Below are 21,207 nucleotides of genomic sequence, written 5' to 3' on the forward strand. Positions count from 1 at the left end.
GGGCCTTCGCGAACAGTGCTCGCGAAGGCCTATCAGTGATCTGGTCAGTTGACCGGGTTGAGCGTCATCGACGTGCCAGCAGCGGAGACGTTGAGGCCGAGCTGGCCGGTAACGCTGACGGTCTGCAGCTGGACGGAACCGGAGGTCCCGCCGACGAGCACGTTGGTGCCGACGCCTGCGCCGACCGTGGCCTCGGCCGTGAGACCCTTATAGAGGCCACCGAGCGAACCCTGGTGATAGCCGGCAGTCGGGGCGACGACGGCCCAGATCATGCGCTGGTTGGTCGTGAAACCGAGATCGACGCCGAGCTTGCGGATCGTTCCTGTATAGGCATCCGTCGGGGCTGCACCGGCAGCCGGGCGGAATACGCAATCGACCGACTTGGCCGAACCGAGCACGTAGCCCACACCGCTGCCGATGCCGCAATCGAGGTAGCCGACGCGGACGCCATCACGCGGGCCGGCATCCTGATAAACGACCGGAGCTGGCTGATAGACCGGGGCGATGTCGGCCGCATGAGCGATCGAGCCGCCTGCGAGCGCGACTGATGCCAGCACTGCGCTGGCGATTATTTTTTTCATTGACGTCTCCTTTATGGGCAGCGCCGGCCAAGGGAATGGGAAGTTCCCGGCCGGCACCTGACCACGAAACGCACAATTAACGATTATGATCCCGGCAATATTTTGATCGTCTAAAGTGATTTCGCTTATCTGCGACGCTCGATCCCTTCAGGTTTTTGATTGGTGGCGTTTCCGAACGGTGAACCGGTATCCACTTCACCTGGAAACGCTCTAATGCTGTGCCCGTTTGGCCACGGCATCGAAGGCCATCAAGGTCTCGAGAAGGCGCCGCATGTCCTTGATCGGCACCATGTTCGGGCCGTCGGACGGGGCGTTGTCCGGGTCTTCGTGCGTCTCGATGAAGACGCCGGCGACACCGACTGCGACGGCGGCGCGTGCGAGCGTTTCCACGAATTCGCGCTGGCCACCCGATGAGCCACCCTGCCCGCCCGGCTGCTGCACCGAATGCGTTGCGTCAAAGACGACCGGCGCGCCGAGCGAGGCCATGATGGGCAGTGAACGCATATCGGAAACAAGCGTGTTGTAGCCGAAGGAAGCGCCGCGCTCGGTCAAAAGGACGTTCGGATTGCCGCTCTCCGTCACCTTGGCGAGCACATTCTTCATGTCCCAGGGCGCGAGGAACTGGCCCTTCTTGATGTTGACGACACGACCGGTGTTGGCAGCCGCGATCAGCAGGTCCGTCTGGCGGCACAGGAAGGCCGGGATCTGCAGGATATCGACCACTTCGCCGACGACGGCGCACTGCTCTTCGGTGTGAACGTCGGTCAAAACCGGAAGATCGAACTCCCGCTTGATGTCGGCAAAGACTTCGAGGCTCTTTTCCAGGCCGATGCCGCGCTTGCCGCTGAGCGACGTGCGGTTCGCCTTGTCGAAAGACGATTTGTACACGAGGCCGATTCCGAGCTCCGCGCAGAGCGTCTTCAACTGCCCGGCCAGTTCGAAGGCATGGTCGCGGCTTTCCATCTGGCATGGGCCGGCGATCAGGCTGAGCGGGCCGGAATTGTCAAACGCGATCTTGCCGGCATTCACGATGTTCGCGGGAGTTGCCATGGCTTACGCCTCCTCGAAGATGAAGATCGCACCCTGCCCGGCCGCGCGGTCGACGATCAGCCGGTTGCCGGAAGTGCGGGTTGCGATGCCGGACCGAGCGATATGCGCCTGGCATGCGGAGAGATCCGCGACCGTGAAAATGATCGCGGTGAGGTGGATGCCGCGCTCGCGGCCTTCGACTTTGGCGCCGAAATAGGCTTCGAGTCCCGCCGGCGTCAGAATGGAAAGCCGCGCATTGGCGGCATCGGCGGAAATTCCAAAGGAATGCGCATCGATGTCGCGCGTGCCGGCGATTTCCTGCAGCAGATACTGAAAATCGGAGGGGTTTTCCTCGACCGCGATGATCTCCCGCATGCCGACCACGCCATTGGCATGGCTCTCCAGCGCCGTGCGGTCCACGGCCGGCACGTTGATGCGCTGGCAGGTGAAGAAATAAGCATCCGGCGCTCGCGGATCGGCCGCGAAGGAGAGCTTGAACGCCGCCTCGCCTTCCTCACCGGCCGGTGTCTTAAACTTGCGCGAGAAGCTGAGCATCCGCCCGGCCGACAGCCCGGCTTCGGCAAATGCGGCATCGTCGCGATCGGCGTCTTCGCTGCCCATCACGATGGCGGAGAAGCCGTCCTGTCCGCGGCGGAACCTGTAGGCCTGGTCGCGACCGACAAAGACGTTGCCGGCACGCGCCTCACGCTCGGCGACCTCGCGGTCGGCGACTGCCAGAGGCTCGAGGAATGTGCCGCCCTTGAAAAAGACGCAGGCGTTTTCGGTGCCGAAAGGGTGCTCACCACGCGGCGCGACCGTGAAGCCAAGCGCCTCGTAGCGGCTGCGCGCCGTTGCGAGATCGGAAACGGGAAGGACCAGATGGTCGAGCGGACGGGTGGTTTGCGAAGATGCGTTCATGGCCGGGCTTCTAGCGCCCGGACCCGATCGTGGCAACGGTCAAGACAGCGCGTCCCGCCGTCGCCCACACGCGTCTAGAACAGCCGGCTCTGCTCGACGGCCGCTTCGATGAAGCTGGCGAAAAGCGGATGCGGTTCCAGCGGACGACTCTTCAGCTCCGGATGGTACTGCACGCCGATGAACCACGGATGATCCGCATATTCGATCGTTTCCGGCAGAACGCCGTCCGGAGACATGCCGGAGAATGTCAGGCCGCAGTTTTCGAGCTGGTCCTTGTAATCGACATTGACCTCGTAGCGGTGACGGTGACGCTCCGAAATTGCGCTCGCGCCGTAAATCTCGGCGATCTTCGTGCCGGGCTTCAGATGCGCGACATAGGCGCCGAGACGCATAGTGCCGCCGAGATCGCCCGCCGCGGAGCGTTTCTCAAGCATGTTGCCCTTCAGCCATTCGGTCATCAGGCCGACAACCGGCTCTTTTGCGGGTCCGAATTCGGTCGAAGATGCCTTGTCGATGCCGGCCAGCGAGCGGGCGGCCTCGAGAACGGCCATCTGCATGCCGAAGCAGATGCCGAAATACGGCACCTTGCGTTCGCGGGCGAAGCGCGCTGCGAGGATCTTGCCTTCCGAACCGCGCTCGCCAAAGCCGCCGGGCACGAGGATGCCATGTACTTTTTCGAGCCAGGGCGACGGGTCTTCCTTCTCGAAGATCTCCGATTCGATCCATTCGAGATTGACCTTCACGCGGTTGGCGATGCCGCCGTGATAAAGCGCTTCGATCAGCGACTTATAGGCATCCTTCAAGCCGGTGTATTTGCCGACCACCGCGATCGTCACTTCGCCTTCCGGCGTGCGGATGCGGTGGGCGACGTCTTCCCAGCGCTCCAGGCGCGGCTTCGGAGCCGGCTCGATTCCGAAGGCCGCCAACACTTCGCTGTCGAGGCCTTCCTTGTGGTAAGCCATCGGCACGTCGTAAATCGAGGCAACGTCGAGTGCCTGGATGACGGCGGATGGCCGCACATTGCAAAAGAGCGACAGCTTGCGGCGCTCATCGACCGGAATATCGCGGTCGGCGCGCACGAGCAGGATGTCCGGAGCGATGCCGAGCGCCTGCAGTTCCTTGACCGAATGCTGCGTCGGCTTTGTTTTCAGTTCGCCGGCGGCCGCGATGAACGGCATCAAGGTCAGGTGGACGTAGATGGCATTGCCGCGCGGCAGGTCGTTGCCGAGCTGGCGGATCGCTTCGACGAAAGGCATGGCCTCGATATCGCCGACGGTGCCGCCGATTTCGCAGAGCACGAAATCATAGTCCTCGTTGCCTTCCAGCACGAAGTTCTTGATCTCGTTGGTGACGTGCGGAATGACCTGGACGGTTGCGCCCAGATAGTCGCCGCGCCGTTCCTTATCGATGATGTTCTTGTAGATGCGCCCGGTCGTGATGTTGTCCGACTGCATGGCGGAGCGGCCCGTGAAGCGCTCGTAGTGCCCAAGATCGAGGTCGGTCTCGGCGCCATCGTCCGTCACGAACACTTCGCCGTGCTGCGTCGGGCTCATCGTGCCCGGATCGACGTTGAGATAGGGATCGAGCTTCTTCAGCCGCACGCGGTAGCCGCGTGCCTGGAGGAGTGCACCGAGAGCTGCGGATGCGATGCCCTTGCCGAGGGAGGAGACCACGCCGCCTGTGATGAAAACATATCGCGCCATGGGCTTACCTCGTTAGTCTCTCACCTGCGATTCCACCAGCCGAAAGTGCAGACCGGGAACCAATTTCTGTGGACTGCTGCCTGCGACGGACAGCATTCCGCACAAAAAAATGCGGCGCCAGACCGGGCGCCGCATCCTGCATATCGTGGCCGCTGTTACTGGCCTGTCGGGACCGTATTCGGTGCGGGCGCATCTTCAGCGGCCGGCGCGTCGCTGGCTGCGGGAGCCGCCGGTGCAGCGTCGGTTGCAGCCGGTGCGTCGTCCACGGCAGCCGGTGCGTCAGTCGCAGGTGCATCGGTTGCCGGAGCCTGCGTCTGCGGCGCGGGATCACTGGAAGGCAGAGACGGGATGTCGCTCGCGCCATCCGGTGCAGTCTGGGTCTGCGGCGCCGGGCCACCAAGCTGATCGAGAATGCCCTGGCCGGTGCCTTCGGTCTGGCCTTCGATTCGATCGAGAATGCTCGAGGGTCCCTGCTCGTAGCGGGCAAGGATGCCGAGCGTCAGCGATGTGACGAAGAAGGCCAAAGCCAGGATGCCGGTGATCCGCGTCAGCGCATTGCCTGAAGACCGCGACGCCATCATGTTGCCGCCACCGCCGCCGATCCCCAGGCCGCCCCCTTCGGAACGTTGGACAAGCACGACCGCGACGAGCGCGAGCACGATCATGAGATGGATGACGATCAAGACGGTCTGCATATTGGGGGTCCTGCCAAAAGGCGGCAATGGTCGGAAAATCAGCGGCCCCTCTACACGAGAGCTGCTGCATTTCCAACCCCGAAGCCATCATTTCGAGCGCATCGCAATGATGCGCGGTCAGATATCGTTGTACGCGGCACAGATGGCGAGGAAATCATCGGCTTTCAAGCTCGCGCCGCCGACCAGCGCGCCATCGACATTGTGAACGGCCATCAGTTCACGCGCGTTCGATGGTTTGACTGAGCCGCCATAGAGAATGCGCATCGCGGCGCCCTCGTCGTCGAAGCGGCCGACAAGCGTCTCACGAATGAACGCGTGCGCCTCCGCCACATCGACGGCCGTCGGCGTCAGCCCGGTTCCAATGGCCCAGACGGGCTCATAGGCGATGATCGTCATCTCCGCCTCGGCCCCATCCGGCACCGAACCGACCAGTTGACGGCCAAGCACGGCCAGCGTCTCGCCCGACTTCCGCTCCGCTTCCGTCTCACCGATGCAAATGATGGCCACGAGGCCGGCGTCCCAGGCGGCTTCTGCCTTACGCGCCACCGTTGCGTCGTCCTCGCCGTGGTCCGCACGGCGTTCCGAATGGCCGACGATCACATGCGTCGCCAGGCAATCGGCAATCATTTCGGCGGAGATGTCGCCGGTGTGCGCACCGGCAGCATTCCAGTGGCAATCCTGCGCGCCAATGGCAAGTTCGCTGTCTTCGGCAAGCGCAGTGGCCACGTAGACAAGCGTCGCCGGCGGGCAGATGAGGGTATCGATCATCTCCAGCGAAGGGGTGTCCACGCCGTCGATGATCGCCTTCAGCTCGCCGAGATTGTCGCGAAGACCGTTCATCTTCCAATTGCCGGCCACGAGTGGCCTGATGCCGGGTGTCATTGTGCGCGTCCGCCCTCTTCAACTTTATCGGTGGACGTAGCTACCAGACTGGCCTCGAAAATCAAACGAACGCATGGGCAGAAGTGCCCACGATCCGGCATTTACGTGCCGCATCAACGCGGTTAGAACAGCGCGCATCCGCGTGAAAGCAAGAGGACGAACGGGTAAGACATGCTGACAATGCTGCGAAGGGGCGCCCAGACCTGGGTCGCCAAAGGCCTGTTCTTCCTGCTCGTCGCGTCCTTCGCGGTCTGGGGCGTCAGCGGATCGATGTTTTCGGGCGGTGGCGACACGGTCGTTTCGGTCGGCGAGACCGAAGTGTCGGCGCTTGAATTCCGGCTTGCCTATGATCGCCAGCTCTCCCTGCTGTCGCAGCAGTTCGGCACCCGCATCACGACGGAACAAGCACGCGCCTTCGGCATCGAGAATCAGGTCTATTCTCAGCTGGTCGCCGGCGCAGCGCTGGACGAGCAAGCGCGCAACATGCAGCTCGGGCTTTCGGAGGACCGACTGGCTGGTCTCATCGCGGCGGATCCGGCTTTTCAAGGCATCAATGGCCAGTTCAGCCGCCAGAACTTTGCCGCCGTACTGCGCAATGTCGGCATGAGCGAGGACGACTACATTCGCAATCGCCAGCAGGTCGCCGTCCGCACGCAGGTCGTTGAAGCCCTGGCGGATGGTTTCGAACTGCCCGATACATTGCTCGACGCCTTCGGCCGCCATCGCGCCGAGACTCGTACCGTCGATTACCTGATCGTCGACGAGAGCATGATCGATCCGATCGGTGAACCGTCGGATGAAGAGCTTGCCGCCTATTTCGAAGACAATGGCAGCCGGTTTACCGCGCCGGAATATCGCAGCATCGCCTATGTGACGCTGACGGCGAGCGACATCGCCGACCCGGACGGCATCGATGCCGAAGTGGTCCGTGCCGAATTCGACAACAATGCCGACCGCTACACGAGCGTTGAGCGGCGCACGCTGGATCAGCTCGTCTTCCCGAACCGCGAGGCTGCGGAAGCCGCAGCCACGTCCTTGGCAGAAGGGACTTCATTCGATGACGTGGTCGCCGAAGCCGGCCGCACTGCCGCCGATGTGCGCATCGGCACGTTCGCGCGGAACCAGATGACGAACGAGGCGCTGGCGGAAGCGGCATTCGCCGTGGACGAAGCGGGTGGTGTTACCGACGTCGTGGACGGTCCCTTTGGCCCGGTCATTATGCGCGTTGCCGCGATCGAGGGTGGCGAGGAGACGGCATTCGAAGACGTCGAAGCGCAGATCCGCGAGGATCTCGCCATGGCGGAAGCGGCGCAGACGCTGTTCGATGTCTTCAACGCCTATGAAGACGCCCGCGCCGGCGGCCTGTCGGTGCAGGATGCCGCGCGCGAGCAACAGCTGACACCGGTTGTGATCGAAGCGGTCGACCGCTCGGGTCGCACGCCCGAAGGCGATGTGCTAAGCGACCTGCCACAGTCGCGCGATCTTCTGGCTCAGGCCTTCGATACCGACATCGGTATCGAGACACAGCCGATCAATCTCGGCTCCGACGGCTATTTGTTCTTCGAGGTCCTGGACGTCGAAGAGGCCCGCGACCGCACGCTGGACGAAGTGCGAGACGACGTGGTCGCCGACTGGCAAGCCGATCAGCGCGCCGCAGCGCTTGCTGCACGCGCCGAAGAACTGCGCGCTTCCGCAGCCGACGGCACGCCTCTTGCCGAGATAGCGACGGAACTCGGCGCGACTGTGCGCACCGAATACAATCTGCAGCGCGATAGCGAAAATGCCACCTTCGGGCCGGAGGCAATCGCGGCAGCCTTTGCGGGCCCCGGTGGGCACGTGGCAACCGCGCCGGCCGCGAATGGCGCCGGCGAAATCGTCATGCGCGTCAACGAAGTGGCGATCTCCGCATCGAACGCGATCTCCGAGCAGGAACGGACCGCCATTGCCCGCAGCGGCGGCGATGACCTGCTCGATCAGCTCGTGACCCGCCTGCAGGCGGAATATCCGGTGCGGATCAACCAGCAGCTCGGCACGCAGGCGCTCGGTTTCTAAAGGCGCGACATCGGGGGTGCCGTAATGGCAGACATGAAGAGCTACCTCGCCAAGGCTGCGTCCGGTGTCTCGCTCTCGCGCGACGACGCAAAGGCCGCGTTCGACATCATGATGTCGGGCGATGCCACGCCGAGCCAGATCGGTGGTTTCCTGATGGCACTCAGAGTGCGCGGCGAAACGGTGGACGAGATCGTCGGCGCCGTGACGACCATGCGCAGCAAGATGGTGACCGTCGAGGCGCCGGCCGATGCGATCGATATCGTCGGCACCGGGGGAGACGGCACCGGCACCTACAATGTCTCCACCTGCGCGGCCTTCATCGTCGCGGGATGTGGAGTTCCCGTCGCCAAGCACGGCAACCGCGCCCTTTCGTCGAAATCCGGCGCTGCGGACGCGCTGATGGCGCTTGGCGTAGCGATCGATCTCAAGGCGCCGGCCATTGCTGCCTGTATCGAGGAAGCCGGTATCGGCTTCATGTTCGCCCCTGCCCACCATGCAGCGATGCGCCATGTGGGCCCGACGCGCGTGGAACTCGGAACCCGCACGATCTTCAATCTGCTCGGCCCGCTCTCCAATCCCGCTGGCGCCAAGCGGCAGTTGCTCGGCGTCTTCGCCCCGGAATGGCTGGAGCCGCTTGCCGAGGTGCTGAAGGATCTCGGCTCGGAGCGCGTCTGGGTCGTTCATGGCGCCGGTCTCGACGAGATGACGACGACCGGTCTGACGGATATCGTTGCGCTCGAGAACGGTTCGATCCGGCGTTTCTCGATCGAGCCTGAAGAGCTTGGTCTGAAGCGCGTGACTATCGACGCGCTGAAGGGCGCTGACGGCGCACACAATGCCAAGGCCTTGCAGGCGGTGCTGCGCGGATCGAAAGATGCCTATCGCGAGATTGCGCTTCTGAATGCCGGCGCCTCTCTGGTGGTGGCCGGCCGCGCCGAAACGGTGGCGGAAGGACTGGAGCTTGCGGCGAAATCGATCGACGACGGTGCGGCACTTGCGGTGCTGGAGCGCCTCGTGGCGGTCTCGCAGCGCCACGCGGCCGCGGCATGATGACGAACCGGCTTGATACGAAGGATTTGGGGCGTTGAGCGATATTTTGACCCGCATCGAAGCTTATAAGCGCGAGGAGATCGCCGCCGCCAAGGCCGCTCGGCCGCTCGCGGAGGTGAAGGCAGCGGCTTCGGATGCAGACGCGCCGCGCGGGTTCCTGGCCGCGATCGAGGCCAAACGTGCCCGTGGGGATTTCGCTCTGATCGCCGAGATCAAGAAGGCCAGCCCGTCCAAGGGGCTCATTCGTGCAGATTTCGACCCGCCGGCACTGGCGCGCGCCTATGAGGCAGGCGGCGCCGCTTGCCTTTCGATTCTGACCGACACGCCCTCATTCATGGGTGCACCGGAATTTCTTGTCGCCGCACGTTCTGCGACCACGCTGCCAGTCATCCGCAAGGATTTTCTGTTCGATCCGTACCAGGTGTACGAAGCCCGCGCGATGGGCGCCGATGCCATCCTCGTCATCATGGCCTGCCTCGATGATGCGATGGCGCTGGAGCTTCACGATACGGCGGTCGATCTCGGGATGGACGTGCTGGTCGAAGTGCATGACGAGGCGGAAATGGAGCGCGCGCTTTCGCTGAGTTCCTCGCTCATCGGCGTCAACAATCGGAATCTGCGCACCTTCGAGGTGTCGCTGGATAACAGCGAGCGTCTTGCACCCATGGCCGCTGGCCGCCACCTCGTCGGCGAAAGCGGCATCTTCACCCATGGGGATTGCCTGCGGCTCGAGCGCGCCGGCATCGGCACGTTCCTTGTCGGTGAAAGCCTGATGCGCATCGACGATGTCACCAGCGCGACGGAGACGCTGCTTACAGGCAAGCTGCTCACGGGCAAGCATCAGGCAGCAGCGCGATGAGCGACGAAGCGCGACTTACGCATCTCGACGACCAGGGTCGCGCCACGATGGTGGATGTCGGCGGCAAGGCAGAGACCGAGCGCGTCGCGATTGCCGAAGGCTTCGTGAAGATGGCTCCGGAAACGCTCGCGCTCATCCAGTCGGGCGGCGCAGCAAAAGGCGACGTGATCGCCACGGCGCGCATCGCCGGTATCATGGCCGCGAAGCGGACGGCCGACCTCATTCCGCTTTGCCATCCGCTGATGCTGACCAAGGTTGCGGTCACCGTCGAGGCGGTCGACACCCTGCCCGGCCTGCGCGTCGAGGCCATGGCGCGCCTCAAGGGCCAAACAGGGGTCGAGATGGAAGCACTGACGGCGGTTTCGGTCGCCTGCCTCACCCTCTACGACATGGCAAAAGCCGTTGACAAGGCGATGGAAATCACCGGGGTCCGGCTGCTCTCCAAGACCGGCGGCAAGTCGGGCGACTGGAACCATCCGGGCAGCGGCGGGGCCCGCTGATCATGGCGCTGCTTCCCGTCGACGATGCACTCGAACTGATTCTCGCCGACGCCCGAACGATTGCCGATATCGAACACGTTCCGCTCCATGAAGCATGGGGTCGGATCGTCGCCGAGCCTCTGATCGCCATGCGCGACCAGCCGCCTTTTCCTGCCTCGGCCATGGATGGATACGCCGTCATTGCGGCGGATACGGCAGAGCCGGGTGCGACGCTGCGGGTTATCGGCGAATCGGCAGCCGGGCACGGGTTCACGGGCGCCATCGGACGCGGCGAGACCGTCCGTATCTTCACCGGCGCGCCGGTTCCGGAAGGCGCGGATGCGATTCTCATCCAGGAAAACGCACGGCCACTCGAAAAGACCATGATCGAGGTGATCGAGCCGGTGCAGGTCGGGCGGTTCGTGCGGCGTGCAGGTCTCGACTTCCATCGTGGCGAGACGGTGATCGCCAAGGGCGCGATGCTCGATGCAGGCCGGCTGACGCTGGCAGCAGCCATGAACCTCCCCGCCCTGCCCGTGCATCGGCGCCCGCGCGTCGCCATTCTGGCGACCGGCGACGAGCTCGTGCCGCCGGGTGCCGATCCACGCGACGATCAGATCATCGCGTCGAACAGTTTTGGCGTCGCCGCCATCGTCAGGGAAGCGGGCGGCGAACCGATCGACCTCGGCATTGCTGCCGATACGCTGGATGGCCTGAACCGATCGATCGACTCCGCCCAGGCGGCCGGCGCCGATATTTTGGTGACGCTTGGCGGCGCCTCGGTTGGTGATCACGACCTGGTTCGCAAAGTGCTGGAATCGCGCGGTCTCGAGCTTGCCTTCTGGAAGATCGCAATGCGGCCGGGCAAGCCGCTGATGAGCGGCCGCATCGGCCCGATGCATGTTCTCGGGCTTCCGGGCAACCCTGTCTCGAGCCTTGTCTGCTCGCACGTCTTCCTGACGCCTCTGATCGCAAAGCTCGTCGGCCGCACCCATCATGTGCAGGCGGTCGACGCAATCCTCGACGTAGACCTGGCCGAAAACGACGTGCGCCAGGATTATCTGCGCGCGGCGATGAGCCGACGGGCGGATGGAACGTTGGTCGTCAGGCCGGCCACCAAGCAGGATTCCTCCATGATGCGCGTGTTCGCCGAGGCAGACGGCCTCGTCGTCCGGCCACCATTTGCTCCCGCGGCCAAGGCAGGAGACACTGTGCGGGCAATCCTGCTGCGACGAATCTAGCCGTCGGTTTCCCTGTTGGACTTGCGGAACACAAAAGGAACAGATAGAGTGTGTTCCACATTTGTTTCCATCCGATCAAGCGGGGGCCTAAGCAGCCGATGTTGACGCGTAAGCAGCAGGAACTGCTTCTTTTCATCCATGAGCGCCTGAAGGAAAGCGGCGTGCCGCCATCCTTCGACGAGATGAAAGAAGCCCTCGATCTCGCGTCCAAATCGGGGATCCACCGCCTCATCATCGCGCTAGAGGAACGTGGCTTCATTCGCCGTCTGCCAAACCGTGCGCGTGCGCTGGAAGTCATCAAGCTGCCGGATAGCTACAACGCGGCAGTGCCTCAGCGTCGCGGCTTTTCGCCGAGTGTCATCGAAGGATCGCTTGGCAAGACGCCGAAGCCCGAGATCGCAGCCGAGCGCCGCCAGAGCGAGATGCCGCGCGACAACGACAATCGCGCCATCAGCGTGCCCGTCATGGGCCGCATCGCGGCGGGTGTGCCGATCTCCGCCATCCAGAACAATACCCATTCGATTGCCGTGCCGCCGGATATGCTGGGCGGCGGCGAGCACTACGCGCTCGAGGTCAAGGGCGACTCGATGATCGAAGCCGGCATCTTTGACGGCGACACGGTCATCATCAAGAATTCGTCGACGGCCAATCCAGGCGACATCGTCGTGGCTCTGGTCGACGACGAGGAAGCGACGTTGAAGCGTTTCCGTCGCAAAGGTGCGTCGGTCGCGCTCGAGGCCGCCAACCCGGCCTACGAAACGCGGATTTTCGGACCGGATCGCGTCAAGATCCAGGGCAAGCTCGTCGGGCTCATCCGGCGCTATCACTGATCGATGCTGTCGGCAGCTCTTCTGTCTTCGCTCATGTGTGTGTTGACGGAAGAGGCGTCATCCCCGCCAGGCTCGGTAAAACTGCCCGTTCTCCAGTCATAATAGCGGTGCCGCGTCCAGGCGCGCATTCGGCCGGCAGACTGCTCGAAGCGGAACGTCGGCTGCGGGTCGAATTGTGTACCCGACCCCGTGCCCGCCGCTCGCGCCTCGTTCGCCGCGAAGCCTTCTCCCGTCGACGCCGCGTAGACGGCGATCGCGCCGGTTTCACGCAGTGTACGGGCGGTGAAGAGCTTCGCGCCGGAGCGGCATTGGCGCATCGACAGCGGTATCGGAATGATGGCGATATCGGTCATGTCGCATGCGGGACCGACATAGGCCGGCTCCTCCAGCCACGCGACCATTGTGCCGTTTTCCAGCCGTGCGACGCAAAACGCGCCTCGGCGGCATTGGAACACGCCGATCATTTGCCCGTCATCCAATTCGCGGACTGCCTGGCGCATCATCCCATAGGCAATGGCAGGGTCGATCTCGGCTTCAGCTTCGTCCGGATCGGAAGTCATCTCGTCTAACAACAGTTGGGCTTGGTCGTCGACAGCGACGATTGGCGGGACATGGGTCGCAAGCCGGGTTGCCGTTGCCCATTGATCGAAGATGAAGCTGCTCGGACGCGCTCGGTTGGTTGCCAGGCCGTCCTCGCGCAGGATCGCGGCCAGCCGAGCGTCCTCGGCAATCAGCAGCAAGGGTCGATCGGCGCGCAGTTCGGCCGCCATAATGAGGGCAGCGGCCAGCGCGGGTATCAAAGCGGCACCTCGCAGCCAGGTTCGCGTAAAAACCAGGATGAGCAGCGCAAGCGACAGAAGCGCCGTAACGGCTCCGGGGATCTTCCCCGTGGCGAAACCATCGCCATAGGCTGCAACATGATGGCCGATGGCGATGACCGCCTCCAACCCCAGCCCCATGATCGTGAGGAAAATCGCGTCGAGGCCGAATGGCATCGTCAGCAGCGCAAGCGTGCCGAAGGGCATGACGATGACCGAAATGACGGGCATCGCAACCACGTTGGCGATCATTCCGTAGCTCGACATGCGGTGGAAATGATGCGCCGAGAAGATCCCCGTCGCCGCGCCGGCAATCAGCGACGTCACGGCCAACCCGAGGATCAGCAATGTCCAGCGCCAGACGAAGCCGGGCTTTGAGGTCGTGAAATCCGGCGTCTTGATCCTGTTGCGCGCTGCCCAGCCGCCATAGGCGGCAATGAGGGCAGCGGTTGCTGCAAAAGACATCTGGAAACCGGGCGATGTCACCGCTGATGGCGTGACGAGGAGAATGAGAAATGCGGCGATCGCGACATTGCGCATGGTCAGCGCAGCCCGGTCGAGCAACACCGCGATCAGCATGACGACCACCATGATCCAGGCGCGCTGTGCGGAGATGACGGCGCCGGAGATCAGCAGGTAGAAGGTGGAGGTGCCGATGGCGCCGAGCGCAGCGAATTTCTTCACCGGCCAGGCCTGGGCGACGCCTGGCACGAGCGCGAAGCCGAGCCGCAGCCCGGTGAACATTAGTGCTGCGGCCAGCGACATATGCAGGCCGGAAATGGACAGGATGTGGGCAAGCCCCGTGATGCGAAAGGCTTCGTTGGTCTCCTCGGAGATCGAGCGACGGTCGGACACCGTCATGGCGGCTGCAACGGCACCCGCGTCACCCGGAATCACCTCCTTGATCCGAAACGCGATCGTTTCGCGGAGTTCAGTCGTCCATCGGGCGATCCGGTTGGCGTAACCTTCTTCGACCTGAGCACCGGGCATGATTCCGGGCGGGCCGTAGAAAAACCCGAAAGCGCCGATGCCGGTGAAATAGGAGTTGAAGGCAAAATCGAACGTGCCGGGCATCGCGGGACCGGACGGTGGCGCAAGTCGCGCCAAGCCGATGATCGATGCACCAATCTCTATATCGGGATGGTCGCTGCGCGCCAGAAGTCGGACGCGTTCGGGCGGCCGGCGCAGCGTCGGGTCATGCGTCGACAGGACTTCGACGAGGTAACGCCAGCGACCCTCCTCATCGATTTCTCGCGACAGCACCCGGCCGGAGATCGTGGTGACCACGGGACTATCCAGAACGGTGATGGCGCGGCGATCCGCCTCCGCTGCTGCGGAGGCCAACCCCGCCAGGATCATGCACAGCGCGGCGAGCAGGTTTCGCAGCCGGCTGGCCGTGAGTGCCGCGGCCAATCCCACAGCGATGGTGAGCCCAAGCGTTGCAACAAACGGCGGATCGCTTGGCAGAATGCGCCAGAGCGCGGCACCTGTCGCGAAGAAGGCGGAGGCCCAGAGAAACAGCGCGCCGTGGCCTCGCTCCTCATCAAGTGCCTGCCTGACACTCAAATGCGACCAGCGTCGGCGCCACGATCGATACGCGGTCGGGATCAGGCGAGGATCTTTGTTCGGATCATGATCGGCATGAGGATCGGCGGGGTCGAACGTAAACGCAGTCCGCTCGCAAGCGGAGCCATTCACTGGCTCGCGTTCAGCATCGGCATGCGCCATCCTGGTCGGGCCCCCTCGCCCGGTCCCAGTATACACCGCAAGCCTTGCGCTGTCGCCCTCGTGTGTTAGATCACCGCCAACAGGACGATGCGGCCTCTAACGGCCCGATCGTTGCTCAACCAGCATCACTCACAGGTTCAAGATCATGTCCGAAGGGATTGTCACCCGCTTCGCGCCTTCGCCCACTGGATACCTCCACATCGGCGGTGCGCGCACGGCGCTGTTCAACTGGCTCTATGCCCAGAACCGGGGCGGCAAGATGCTGCTGCGCATCGAAGATACCGATCGCGCACGCTCGACCGATGCTGCCGTCGACGCCATTCTGGATGGGCTGAGCTGGCTGGGGCTCTCCTGGGACGGCGAGCCGATCTCGCAATTCGAACGTGCCGAGCGCCACCGCGAAATCGCCGAGGAACTGGTGAAGCGTGGCGAGGCCTATTACTGCTATGCCTCAGCTGAAGAACTGGATGCGATGCGCGAGGCGCAGAGGGCCGCCGGCAAGCCGCCGCGCTACGACGGGCGCTGGCGCGACCGCGATGCTTCCGAAGCACCGGAAGGCGTCAAACCCGCCATCCGCATCAAGGCGCCGCGCGATGGCGAAACGCTGGTCCAGGACCGCGTACAGGGCGATGTGCGCTTCCCCAATGCCGATCTGGACGATTTCATCATCCTGCGCTCAGACGGCAATCCGACCTATATGCTTGCGGTCGTCGTCGACGACCACGACATGGGCGTGACCGACATCATCCGCGGCGACGACCACCTGACGAATGCCGCGCGCCAGTCGATCATCTACACGGCAATGGGCTGGGACATCCCCTCCATGGCCCATATTCCGCTGATCCACGGCGCCGATGGCGCCAAGCTCTCCAAGCGCCACGGCGCGCTCGGTGCCGAAGCCTATCGCGCGATGGGTTTTCTGCCCGAAGCGCTTACCAACTATCTCGTGCGCCTCGGCTGGAGCCATGGCGATGACGAGATCATGTCGACCGAGCAGATGATCGAGTGGTTCGACGTCTCCGATATCAACAAGGGTGCGGCCCGGTTCGACATCAAGAAGCTGGAAGCCTTGAACGGGCACTATATCCGCCAGGCCGATGACGCGCGGCTCGTCGACAGCCTGATCGCCATCCTTCCCGAGATGGAAGGCGGCGCCTATTTCATCGACCGCATGACGGACGAGCGCCGCGCCCAACTTCTGGCGGCGATGCCGGGGCTGAAGGAGCGCGCAAAGACTCTCGTCGAGCTCGCCGATGGCGCGCGCTTCCTGTTCGACGAGCGCCCGCTGCAGAACGACGAGAAGGCGGCGATGATTCTCGCCGAAGGTCGCCCGGTTCTCGAGGGTCTTCTTCCTGAGCTGCAGGCGCTTCAGTCCTGGGAAATCGAGTCGCTGGATCCGATCGTCCGCGCCTATGCGGAGCGCGAAGGACTCAAGCTCGGCAAGGTCGCCCAGCCTCTTCGCGCTGCACTCACGGGGCGGGCCGTTTCGCCAGGCGTGTTCGATGTTCTGAAGGTTTTGGGCCGCGAAGAGTCACTCGGTCGAATTGCCGATCAGCTCGGCTAACCGATTGAAACGTCTCGCTCGATCGACAAGAGCATTGTCATCGACGGTGCTGGCCTAAGCACAGATTGCGGCGCTGCACAATTCGATTGTCGACAACTTGGCAGGTGCAGCGAAATCATATAGCAATTCGCCAGCCATGGGCGCCTTTCTGACGAATGCGCTCATGTTTCGGAGAGATTGGGAAGGGTTCGACATGACTGAAAGCGCCAAACTGACCGTGGATGGCAAGGAAGTGGATTTTCCGGTCCGCAAGGGGACGATCGGCCCTGAAGTCTACGATATCGCCGCGCTCTACAAGCACACCGGCGCCTTTACCTACGATCCGGGCTTCACCTCGACCGCTTCTTGCGAATCCAAGATCACCTATATCGACGGCGACGAAGGTGTCCTGCTGCACCGCGGTTACCCGATCGAGCAGCTTGCCGAGCATGGCGACTTCCTCGAAGTTTGCTACCTGCTTCTCTACGGGGAACTGCCGACGAAGGCGCAAAAGGAAGACTTCGATTATCGCGTGACCCATCACACGATGATCCATGAGCAGATGTCGCGCTTCTTTACCGGCTTCCGCCGCGACGCGCATCCCATGGCCATCATGTGCGGCGTCGTTGGTGCTCTGTCCGCCTTCTACCACGACTCTACCGACATCACCGATCCGCACCAGCGCATGGTTGCGAGCCTCCGCATGATCGCGAAGATGCCGACGATCGCTGCGATGGCGTTCAAGTATCACGTCGGCCAGCCCTTCGTGTATCCGAAGAACGACCTCGACTACACGTCGAACTTCCTGCGCATGTGCTTTGCCGTTCCCTGCGAGGAATATGTGGTCAATCCGGTGCTGTCGCGCGCCATGGACCGCATCTTCATCCTGCATGCCGACCACGAGCAGAACGCATCGACTTCGACGGTTCGCCTCGCCGGCTCGTCGGGTGCAAATCCGTTCGCCTGCATCGCGGCTGGCATTGCCTGCCTCTGGGGCCCCGCACATGGCGGCGCGAACGAAGCTGCGCTCAACATGCTCGGCGAAATCGGCTCGGTCGATCGCATTCCGGAATTCATCGCACGCGCCAAGGACAAGAACGATCCGTTCCGTTTGATGGGCTTTGGCCACCGCGTCTACAAGAACTACGATCCGCGCGCCAAGATCATGCAGAAGACGACGCATGAGGTTCTCGGCGAGCTTGGCATTAAGGACGATCCGCTGCTCGACGTCGCCATGGAGCTGGAGCGCATCGCGCTCACCGACGACTATTTCGTCGAGAAGAAGCTCTATCCGAACATCGACTTCTATTCGGGCATCACGCTGAAGGCGCTCGGCTTCCCCACCACGATGTTCACGGTGCTCTTCGCGCTGGCACGTACGGTCGGCTGGATCGCCCAGTGGAACGAGATGATCGAGGATCCGTCCCAGCGCATCGGTCGTCCGCGTCAGCTCTATACGGGCGAGGCTCAGCGCGAATACGTGCCGGTTTCCAAGCGCAACTAAGTCGTTCAAGATACAGCCATCGGCGGCGGGAGCGCATCCAGCGCTTCCGCCGCCTTCTTTTTCAGTGAGAGCCGCGCGATGAATTACGACCTTCTCCTCAATGCGCTGGCGACCATCATCGTCCTCATCGATCCGCCGGGGCTTGCGCCGATCTTTCTTGGCCTGACCAACGGCATGAACAGGGCGCAGCGCTTCCAGGTCGCGCTGCGTGGCTGCATCATCGCAGCAGTCCTCCTCAGCCTGTTCGCCGTCACCGGTTCCGCCATTCTCTCGCTGCTTGGCATCACGCTCGGGGCATTCCGTATCGCCGGCGGGCTGCTTCTTTTCTGGATCGCCTTCGAAATGATTTTCGAGAAGCGGCAGGAGCGTCACGAAACCACTGCCGAACGCGCCATTACGCAGGATCACATCTCCAACATCGCCGTCTTTCCGCTGGCGATACCGCTCGTCGCGGGACCCGGCGCGATTTCGGCGATCATCCTGCTCTCTGGCTCTTTTCAGGGACCGATCGAGCGCGCAGAACTCGTGGGCGTGATCCTCTTCTGCATTTTGATCCTATTCGGAACGCTGGTCGTCGCCGAAAGGCTGGATCGCTTTCTGGGCGCCACGGGCCGCATGATCCTGACACGGCTGCTGGGCGTCATTCTCGCAGCGCTGGCGGTGCAGTTTGTGATCGACGGGGTGGGCTCGATCGACATCCCGCTTCGATCATAAAAAACGGCCGCCGGACGTGTCCGGCAGCCGCTCGACGACCCGAGTGGGAGAAGTCCTCGGACCGAAACCCGACCTGTTTGAGGCCGGCCTTGTTATTGCGCCGGTGCCGGGGCGCCGCCCGATGCTTCGCCGATATACTGGGTAAGCTTTTCTGCCAATGCCGGATCAGCCTGCGCTGCCTGCATGATGGACGTGTATTCCTGCACCGTGACGTCTGACTCCTCGACGATGCTCACCATCTGCTGGCTGGCTTCCGCCTGGATCTGCTCCTGCTCCTCGGGCGTCGTCGCCTCCTGCAGACGCGGGGTGTATTCGCGATTGACCTCGTCAACCTGCAGGAACGCCGTGGCGAAGGAACGAAGCGTGTCGTCGGAATATTGCTCCGCCATGGGCTGCTCGGCCTGAGGCTGCGCTGGGGCCGCTTCTTGTGCGACGGCTAGGCCCGTGGCCGGCAATGCTAAGCTCACGGCCGCGAGCGCCATGATCGAATATTTTTTGATCATCATAAGGTCGTTCCCTTTCATCTCGTCGCGTATCAGCAACTTGATAGAATTGTGCCGCACGCACAAAGCGCGAAGCGACAGCGACACTGAACAATCTATTGATCGGAGGGTGGCTTAACCACCCGTTGGCTTCCACAAATAGTGCCCAGAACGTCACGTTCAGCCAAACCGAGAAACAATTATTGCCCAGACCTCGGCGAAGATGCGACCCCGATTTATCAGTATTTTGGAAATACGTTTGATGGCTGCTGGCGACGTGCGACTTGAGAACCGTCATCATTGCAGCATATCTTCGGGCAACTGGACGCTTTACGAAGGATGCCCGCAGTGATTTCAAAACGAACAATGCATTGTTTGGCGCTGGCGTTTTCTCTCGCACTCTTGGGACCGTACTCGGCTTCTGCACAGGAGCCCGGGGATCTGGCACAGGAACTATCCCCTCGCCTGCTGTTCGTCGTCAGCGGCGGCTTTTGGGAGTCAAATGAGCGTGCCGAGCAGACCGACGACGAAGAAGCGGAAGCGCCCGCCGATGCAGAATTGGATCAGCGCGGCTACTATCGAGCGCTGGCCCTCCGCAGCGAGGACAACAGTTCGCGCCTCTATCTCCAACGCATCGCGCTGACCGAAAACGGCCCAGAACTTCTCGACTCAACCGAGGTCAACGAGATCACGGAGCGCGCTGGGTTCATCACCGATATCCGGCCCGAGAATTCGACCGGCGTTTCCGCGTCACCGGGTTTTGCTGCATTCATCTATATCAAAGACGCTCCGGATGCGCCGGAGCCGGCCATGCTCGAACTCTTCGTCGACGAATTCGGCGAAATGACCGTTGACGGCGCCAGCAACTGACGCTGTCCCAGTCCAAGACATCTAGTCGACGTCTTCGATCGTCTCGTCGCCGCCATGGACCCGGTGCGCGAGCGCGGCTTCCATGAAAGCGTCGACGGAGCCGTCTAGCACTTCCTGCGGGTTGGTGCTCTCCACGCCGGTCCGCAGATCCTTGACCAGCTGATAGGGCTGCAGCACGTAAGAACGGATCTGGTGGCCCCAGCCGATCTCCGTCTTCGTCGCTTCGGTGGCGCTTGCCGCGTCTTCCCGACGCTTGAGCTCAGCTTCGTAAAGACGAGCGCGCAGCATGTTCCAGGCTTTTTCGCGGTTCTTGTGCTGCGACCGCTCCTGCTGGCACTGCACCACGATGCCGCTCGGCAAGTGGGTGATGCGCACGGCCGAGTCGGTCGTGTTGACGTGCTGGCCGCCGGCGCCCGACGACCGATAGGTGTCGATGCGACAGTCGCTTTCGTTGATCTCGATCTGGATCGTATCGTCGATGACGGGATAGACCCAGACGCTCGAAAACGACGTGTGACGGCGTGCCTGGCTGTCGAACGGCGATATGCGCACGAGGCGATGCACGCCCGACTCGGTCTTCAGCCAGCCATAGGCATTGTGGCCCTTGATCAGCAGCGTCGCGGACTTGATGCCCGCTTCTTCGCCGTCATGCACTTCCATGACCTCGACCTTGAACTTCCGTCGCTCGGCCCAGCGCGTGTACATGCGCAAAAGCATGTTCGCCCAGTCCTGGCTCTCCGTGCCACCGGCGCCGGAGTGAATTTCAAGATAGCTATCGTTGCTGTCGGCCTCGCCGGCGAGAAGCGCCTCGATCTGGCGTCGATCGAGTTCGGCACGCATCTCCTTCAGGAGTTGCTCGGCCTCGCGCACGACGCCATCGTCGCCCTCTTCCTCACCGAGTTCGATGAGGCCGAGATTGTCTTCCAGCGACGTTTCGAGTGCCCGGATGCCGGTGATGGAATCTTCCAGAGACTGACGCTCGCGCATCAGCTTCTGGGCTTCCATCGGGTCGTTCCAGAGGGCCGCGTCTTCGGATTTGTGATTGAGGTAGTCTAGGCGTTTGACGGATTGATCCCAGTCAAAGATGCCTCCTCAGCAGGGCCAACCCCTGCTTGATGTCGTCGACGACGGATGCGGTTTCGGAGCGCATTGGCGTGCTTCTTCCTGCGTGTCGAATGGGATTTGTCGTTTCGTGGCCGGAACCTAGTCACGAGGCTCCGGCCTGTAAA

The 21,207-nt window shown here is 62.8% G+C and carries 19 protein-coding genes; 10 read left to right on the forward strand and 9 right to left on the reverse strand.

Translation table 11 applies throughout. The features are described 5' to 3' along the window. Nucleotides 1–44: 44 nt before the first annotated feature. The 6 genes from PU133_RS12540 to tpiA form a co-directional block, all read right to left on the reverse strand. The gene (locus tag PU133_RS12540; RefSeq protein ID WP_404861973.1) at nucleotides 45–581 is read right to left on the reverse strand and encodes a DUF992 domain-containing protein; all 537 of its coding nucleotides are present in this window, start codon (nucleotides 579–581) and stop codon (nucleotides 45–47) included. A 210-nt stretch (nucleotides 582–791) separates the two neighbouring features. After that, entirely contained in the window at nucleotides 792–1,631 is an 840-nt protein-coding gene (gene kdsA, locus PU133_RS12545; protein ID WP_404861974.1) for a 3-deoxy-8-phosphooctulonate synthase, read from the reverse strand. Between the two features lie 3 nt (nucleotides 1,632–1,634). Beyond that, on the reverse strand, nucleotides 1,635–2,528 hold the full coding sequence (locus PU133_RS12550; RefSeq protein ID WP_404861975.1) for a VOC family protein: 894 nt from the start codon (nucleotides 2,526–2,528) through the stop codon (nucleotides 1,635–1,637). Nucleotides 2,529–2,602: 74 nt separating this feature from the next. After that, a complete protein-coding gene (locus PU133_RS12555; RefSeq protein ID WP_404861976.1) occupies nucleotides 2,603–4,231 on the reverse strand; it encodes a CTP synthase in 1,629 nt (542 codons plus the stop codon). 155 nt (nucleotides 4,232–4,386) lie between these two features. Then, nucleotides 4,387–4,926 (reverse strand): preprotein translocase subunit SecG, encoded by a 540-nt coding sequence (secG, locus tag PU133_RS12560; RefSeq protein WP_404861977.1) that lies wholly within the window; start codon nucleotides 4,924–4,926, stop codon nucleotides 4,387–4,389. Nucleotides 4,927–5,043: 117 nt separating this feature from the next. Continuing rightward, complete coding sequence (tpiA, locus tag PU133_RS12565; RefSeq protein WP_404861978.1) at nucleotides 5,044–5,808, reverse strand: triose-phosphate isomerase; 765 nt, start codon at nucleotides 5,806–5,808, stop codon at nucleotides 5,044–5,046. Nucleotides 5,809–5,979: 171 nt separating this feature from the next. Between tpiA and PU133_RS12570 the strand changes: the two genes are divergently transcribed. The 6 genes from PU133_RS12570 (at nucleotide 5,980) to lexA (ending at nucleotide 12,319) form a co-directional block, all read left to right on the forward strand. Continuing rightward, complete coding sequence (locus PU133_RS12570; RefSeq protein ID WP_404861979.1) at nucleotides 5,980–7,860, forward strand: SurA N-terminal domain-containing protein; 1,881 nt, start codon at nucleotides 5,980–5,982, stop codon at nucleotides 7,858–7,860. A 24-nt stretch (nucleotides 7,861–7,884) separates the two neighbouring features. After that, nucleotides 7,885–8,910, forward strand: a complete 1,026-nt coding sequence (gene trpD / locus PU133_RS12575) for an anthranilate phosphoribosyltransferase (protein ID WP_404861980.1) — start codon at nucleotides 7,885–7,887, stop codon at nucleotides 8,908–8,910. 34 nt (nucleotides 8,911–8,944) lie between these two features. Then, a complete protein-coding gene (trpC, locus tag PU133_RS12580) occupies nucleotides 8,945–9,769 on the forward strand; it encodes an indole-3-glycerol phosphate synthase TrpC (protein WP_404861981.1) in 825 nt (274 codons plus the stop codon). Further along, nucleotides 9,766–10,269 carry a cyclic pyranopterin monophosphate synthase MoaC gene (gene moaC, locus PU133_RS12585; RefSeq protein ID WP_404861982.1) on the forward strand — a complete coding sequence of 168 codons (504 nt, stop codon included), beginning with the start codon at nucleotides 9,766–9,768 and terminating at the stop codon, nucleotides 10,267–10,269. The genes trpC and moaC overlap by 4 nt, the downstream gene beginning before the upstream one ends. Before the next feature lie 2 nt (nucleotides 10,270–10,271). Continuing rightward, nucleotides 10,272–11,489, forward strand: coding sequence for a gephyrin-like molybdotransferase Glp (gene glp, locus PU133_RS12590; protein ID WP_404861983.1), 1,218 nt, complete (start codon nucleotides 10,272–10,274; stop codon nucleotides 11,487–11,489). 98 nt (nucleotides 11,490–11,587) lie between these two features. After that, nucleotides 11,588–12,319 (forward strand): transcriptional repressor LexA, encoded by a 732-nt coding sequence (gene lexA, locus PU133_RS12595; RefSeq protein WP_126010475.1) that lies wholly within the window; start codon nucleotides 11,588–11,590, stop codon nucleotides 12,317–12,319. On the opposite strand, the gene PU133_RS12600 is transcribed toward lexA, so the two are convergent. Next, the gene (locus PU133_RS12600; protein ID WP_404861984.1) at nucleotides 12,313–14,703 is read right to left on the reverse strand and encodes a ComEC/Rec2 family competence protein; all 2,391 of its coding nucleotides are present in this window, start codon (nucleotides 14,701–14,703) and stop codon (nucleotides 12,313–12,315) included. The two genes, lexA and PU133_RS12600, sit on opposite strands and share 7 nt — an antisense overlap. A gap of 307 nt (nucleotides 14,704–15,010) precedes the next feature. Here PU133_RS12600 and gltX point away from each other — a divergent pair, with 307 nt between their 5' ends. The 3 genes from gltX (at nucleotide 15,011) to PU133_RS12615 (ending at nucleotide 18,626) form a co-directional block, all read left to right on the forward strand. Further along, entirely contained in the window at nucleotides 15,011–16,429 is a 1,419-nt protein-coding gene (gene gltX, locus PU133_RS12605) for a glutamate--tRNA ligase (RefSeq protein ID WP_404861985.1), read from the forward strand. 193 nt (nucleotides 16,430–16,622) lie between these two features. Next, nucleotides 16,623–17,912 carry a citrate synthase gene (gene gltA / locus PU133_RS12610; RefSeq protein WP_404861986.1) on the forward strand — a complete coding sequence of 430 codons (1,290 nt, stop codon included), beginning with the start codon at nucleotides 16,623–16,625 and terminating at the stop codon, nucleotides 17,910–17,912. 78 nt (nucleotides 17,913–17,990) lie between these two features. Beyond that, nucleotides 17,991–18,626, forward strand: a complete 636-nt coding sequence (locus tag PU133_RS12615; protein WP_126010479.1) for a MarC family protein — start codon at nucleotides 17,991–17,993, stop codon at nucleotides 18,624–18,626. 92 nt (nucleotides 18,627–18,718) lie between these two features. On the opposite strand, the gene PU133_RS12620 is transcribed toward PU133_RS12615, so the two are convergent. Beyond that, nucleotides 18,719–19,216: a DUF4168 domain-containing protein gene (locus PU133_RS12620; RefSeq protein ID WP_126010480.1), complete on the reverse strand. Its 498-nt coding sequence runs from the start codon at nucleotides 19,214–19,216 to the stop codon at nucleotides 18,719–18,721. 192 nt (nucleotides 19,217–19,408) lie between these two features. On the opposite strand from PU133_RS12620, the gene PU133_RS12625 reads away from it, so the two are divergent. Beyond that, nucleotides 19,409–19,978, forward strand: coding sequence for a hypothetical protein (locus PU133_RS12625; protein WP_404861987.1), 570 nt, complete (start codon nucleotides 19,409–19,411; stop codon nucleotides 19,976–19,978). A gap of 21 nt (nucleotides 19,979–19,999) precedes the next feature. On the opposite strand, the gene prfB is transcribed toward PU133_RS12625, so the two are convergent. Next, nucleotides 20,000–21,128, reverse strand: a protein-coding gene (gene prfB / locus PU133_RS12630; RefSeq protein WP_404861988.1) for a peptide chain release factor 2 whose coding sequence is annotated in 2 segments (ribosomal slippage) — nucleotides 20,000–21,058 and nucleotides 21,060–21,128 — 1,128 coding nt in all. Because the reading frame shifts where the segments join, the coding sequence is not laid out codon by codon here. Nucleotides 21,129–21,207: the final 79 nt, after the last annotated feature.

The sequence above is a fragment of the Georhizobium sp. MAB10 genome, assembly GCF_045012825.1.
Lineage (GTDB): Bacteria > Pseudomonadota > Alphaproteobacteria > Rhizobiales > Rhizobiaceae > Georhizobium > Georhizobium profundi.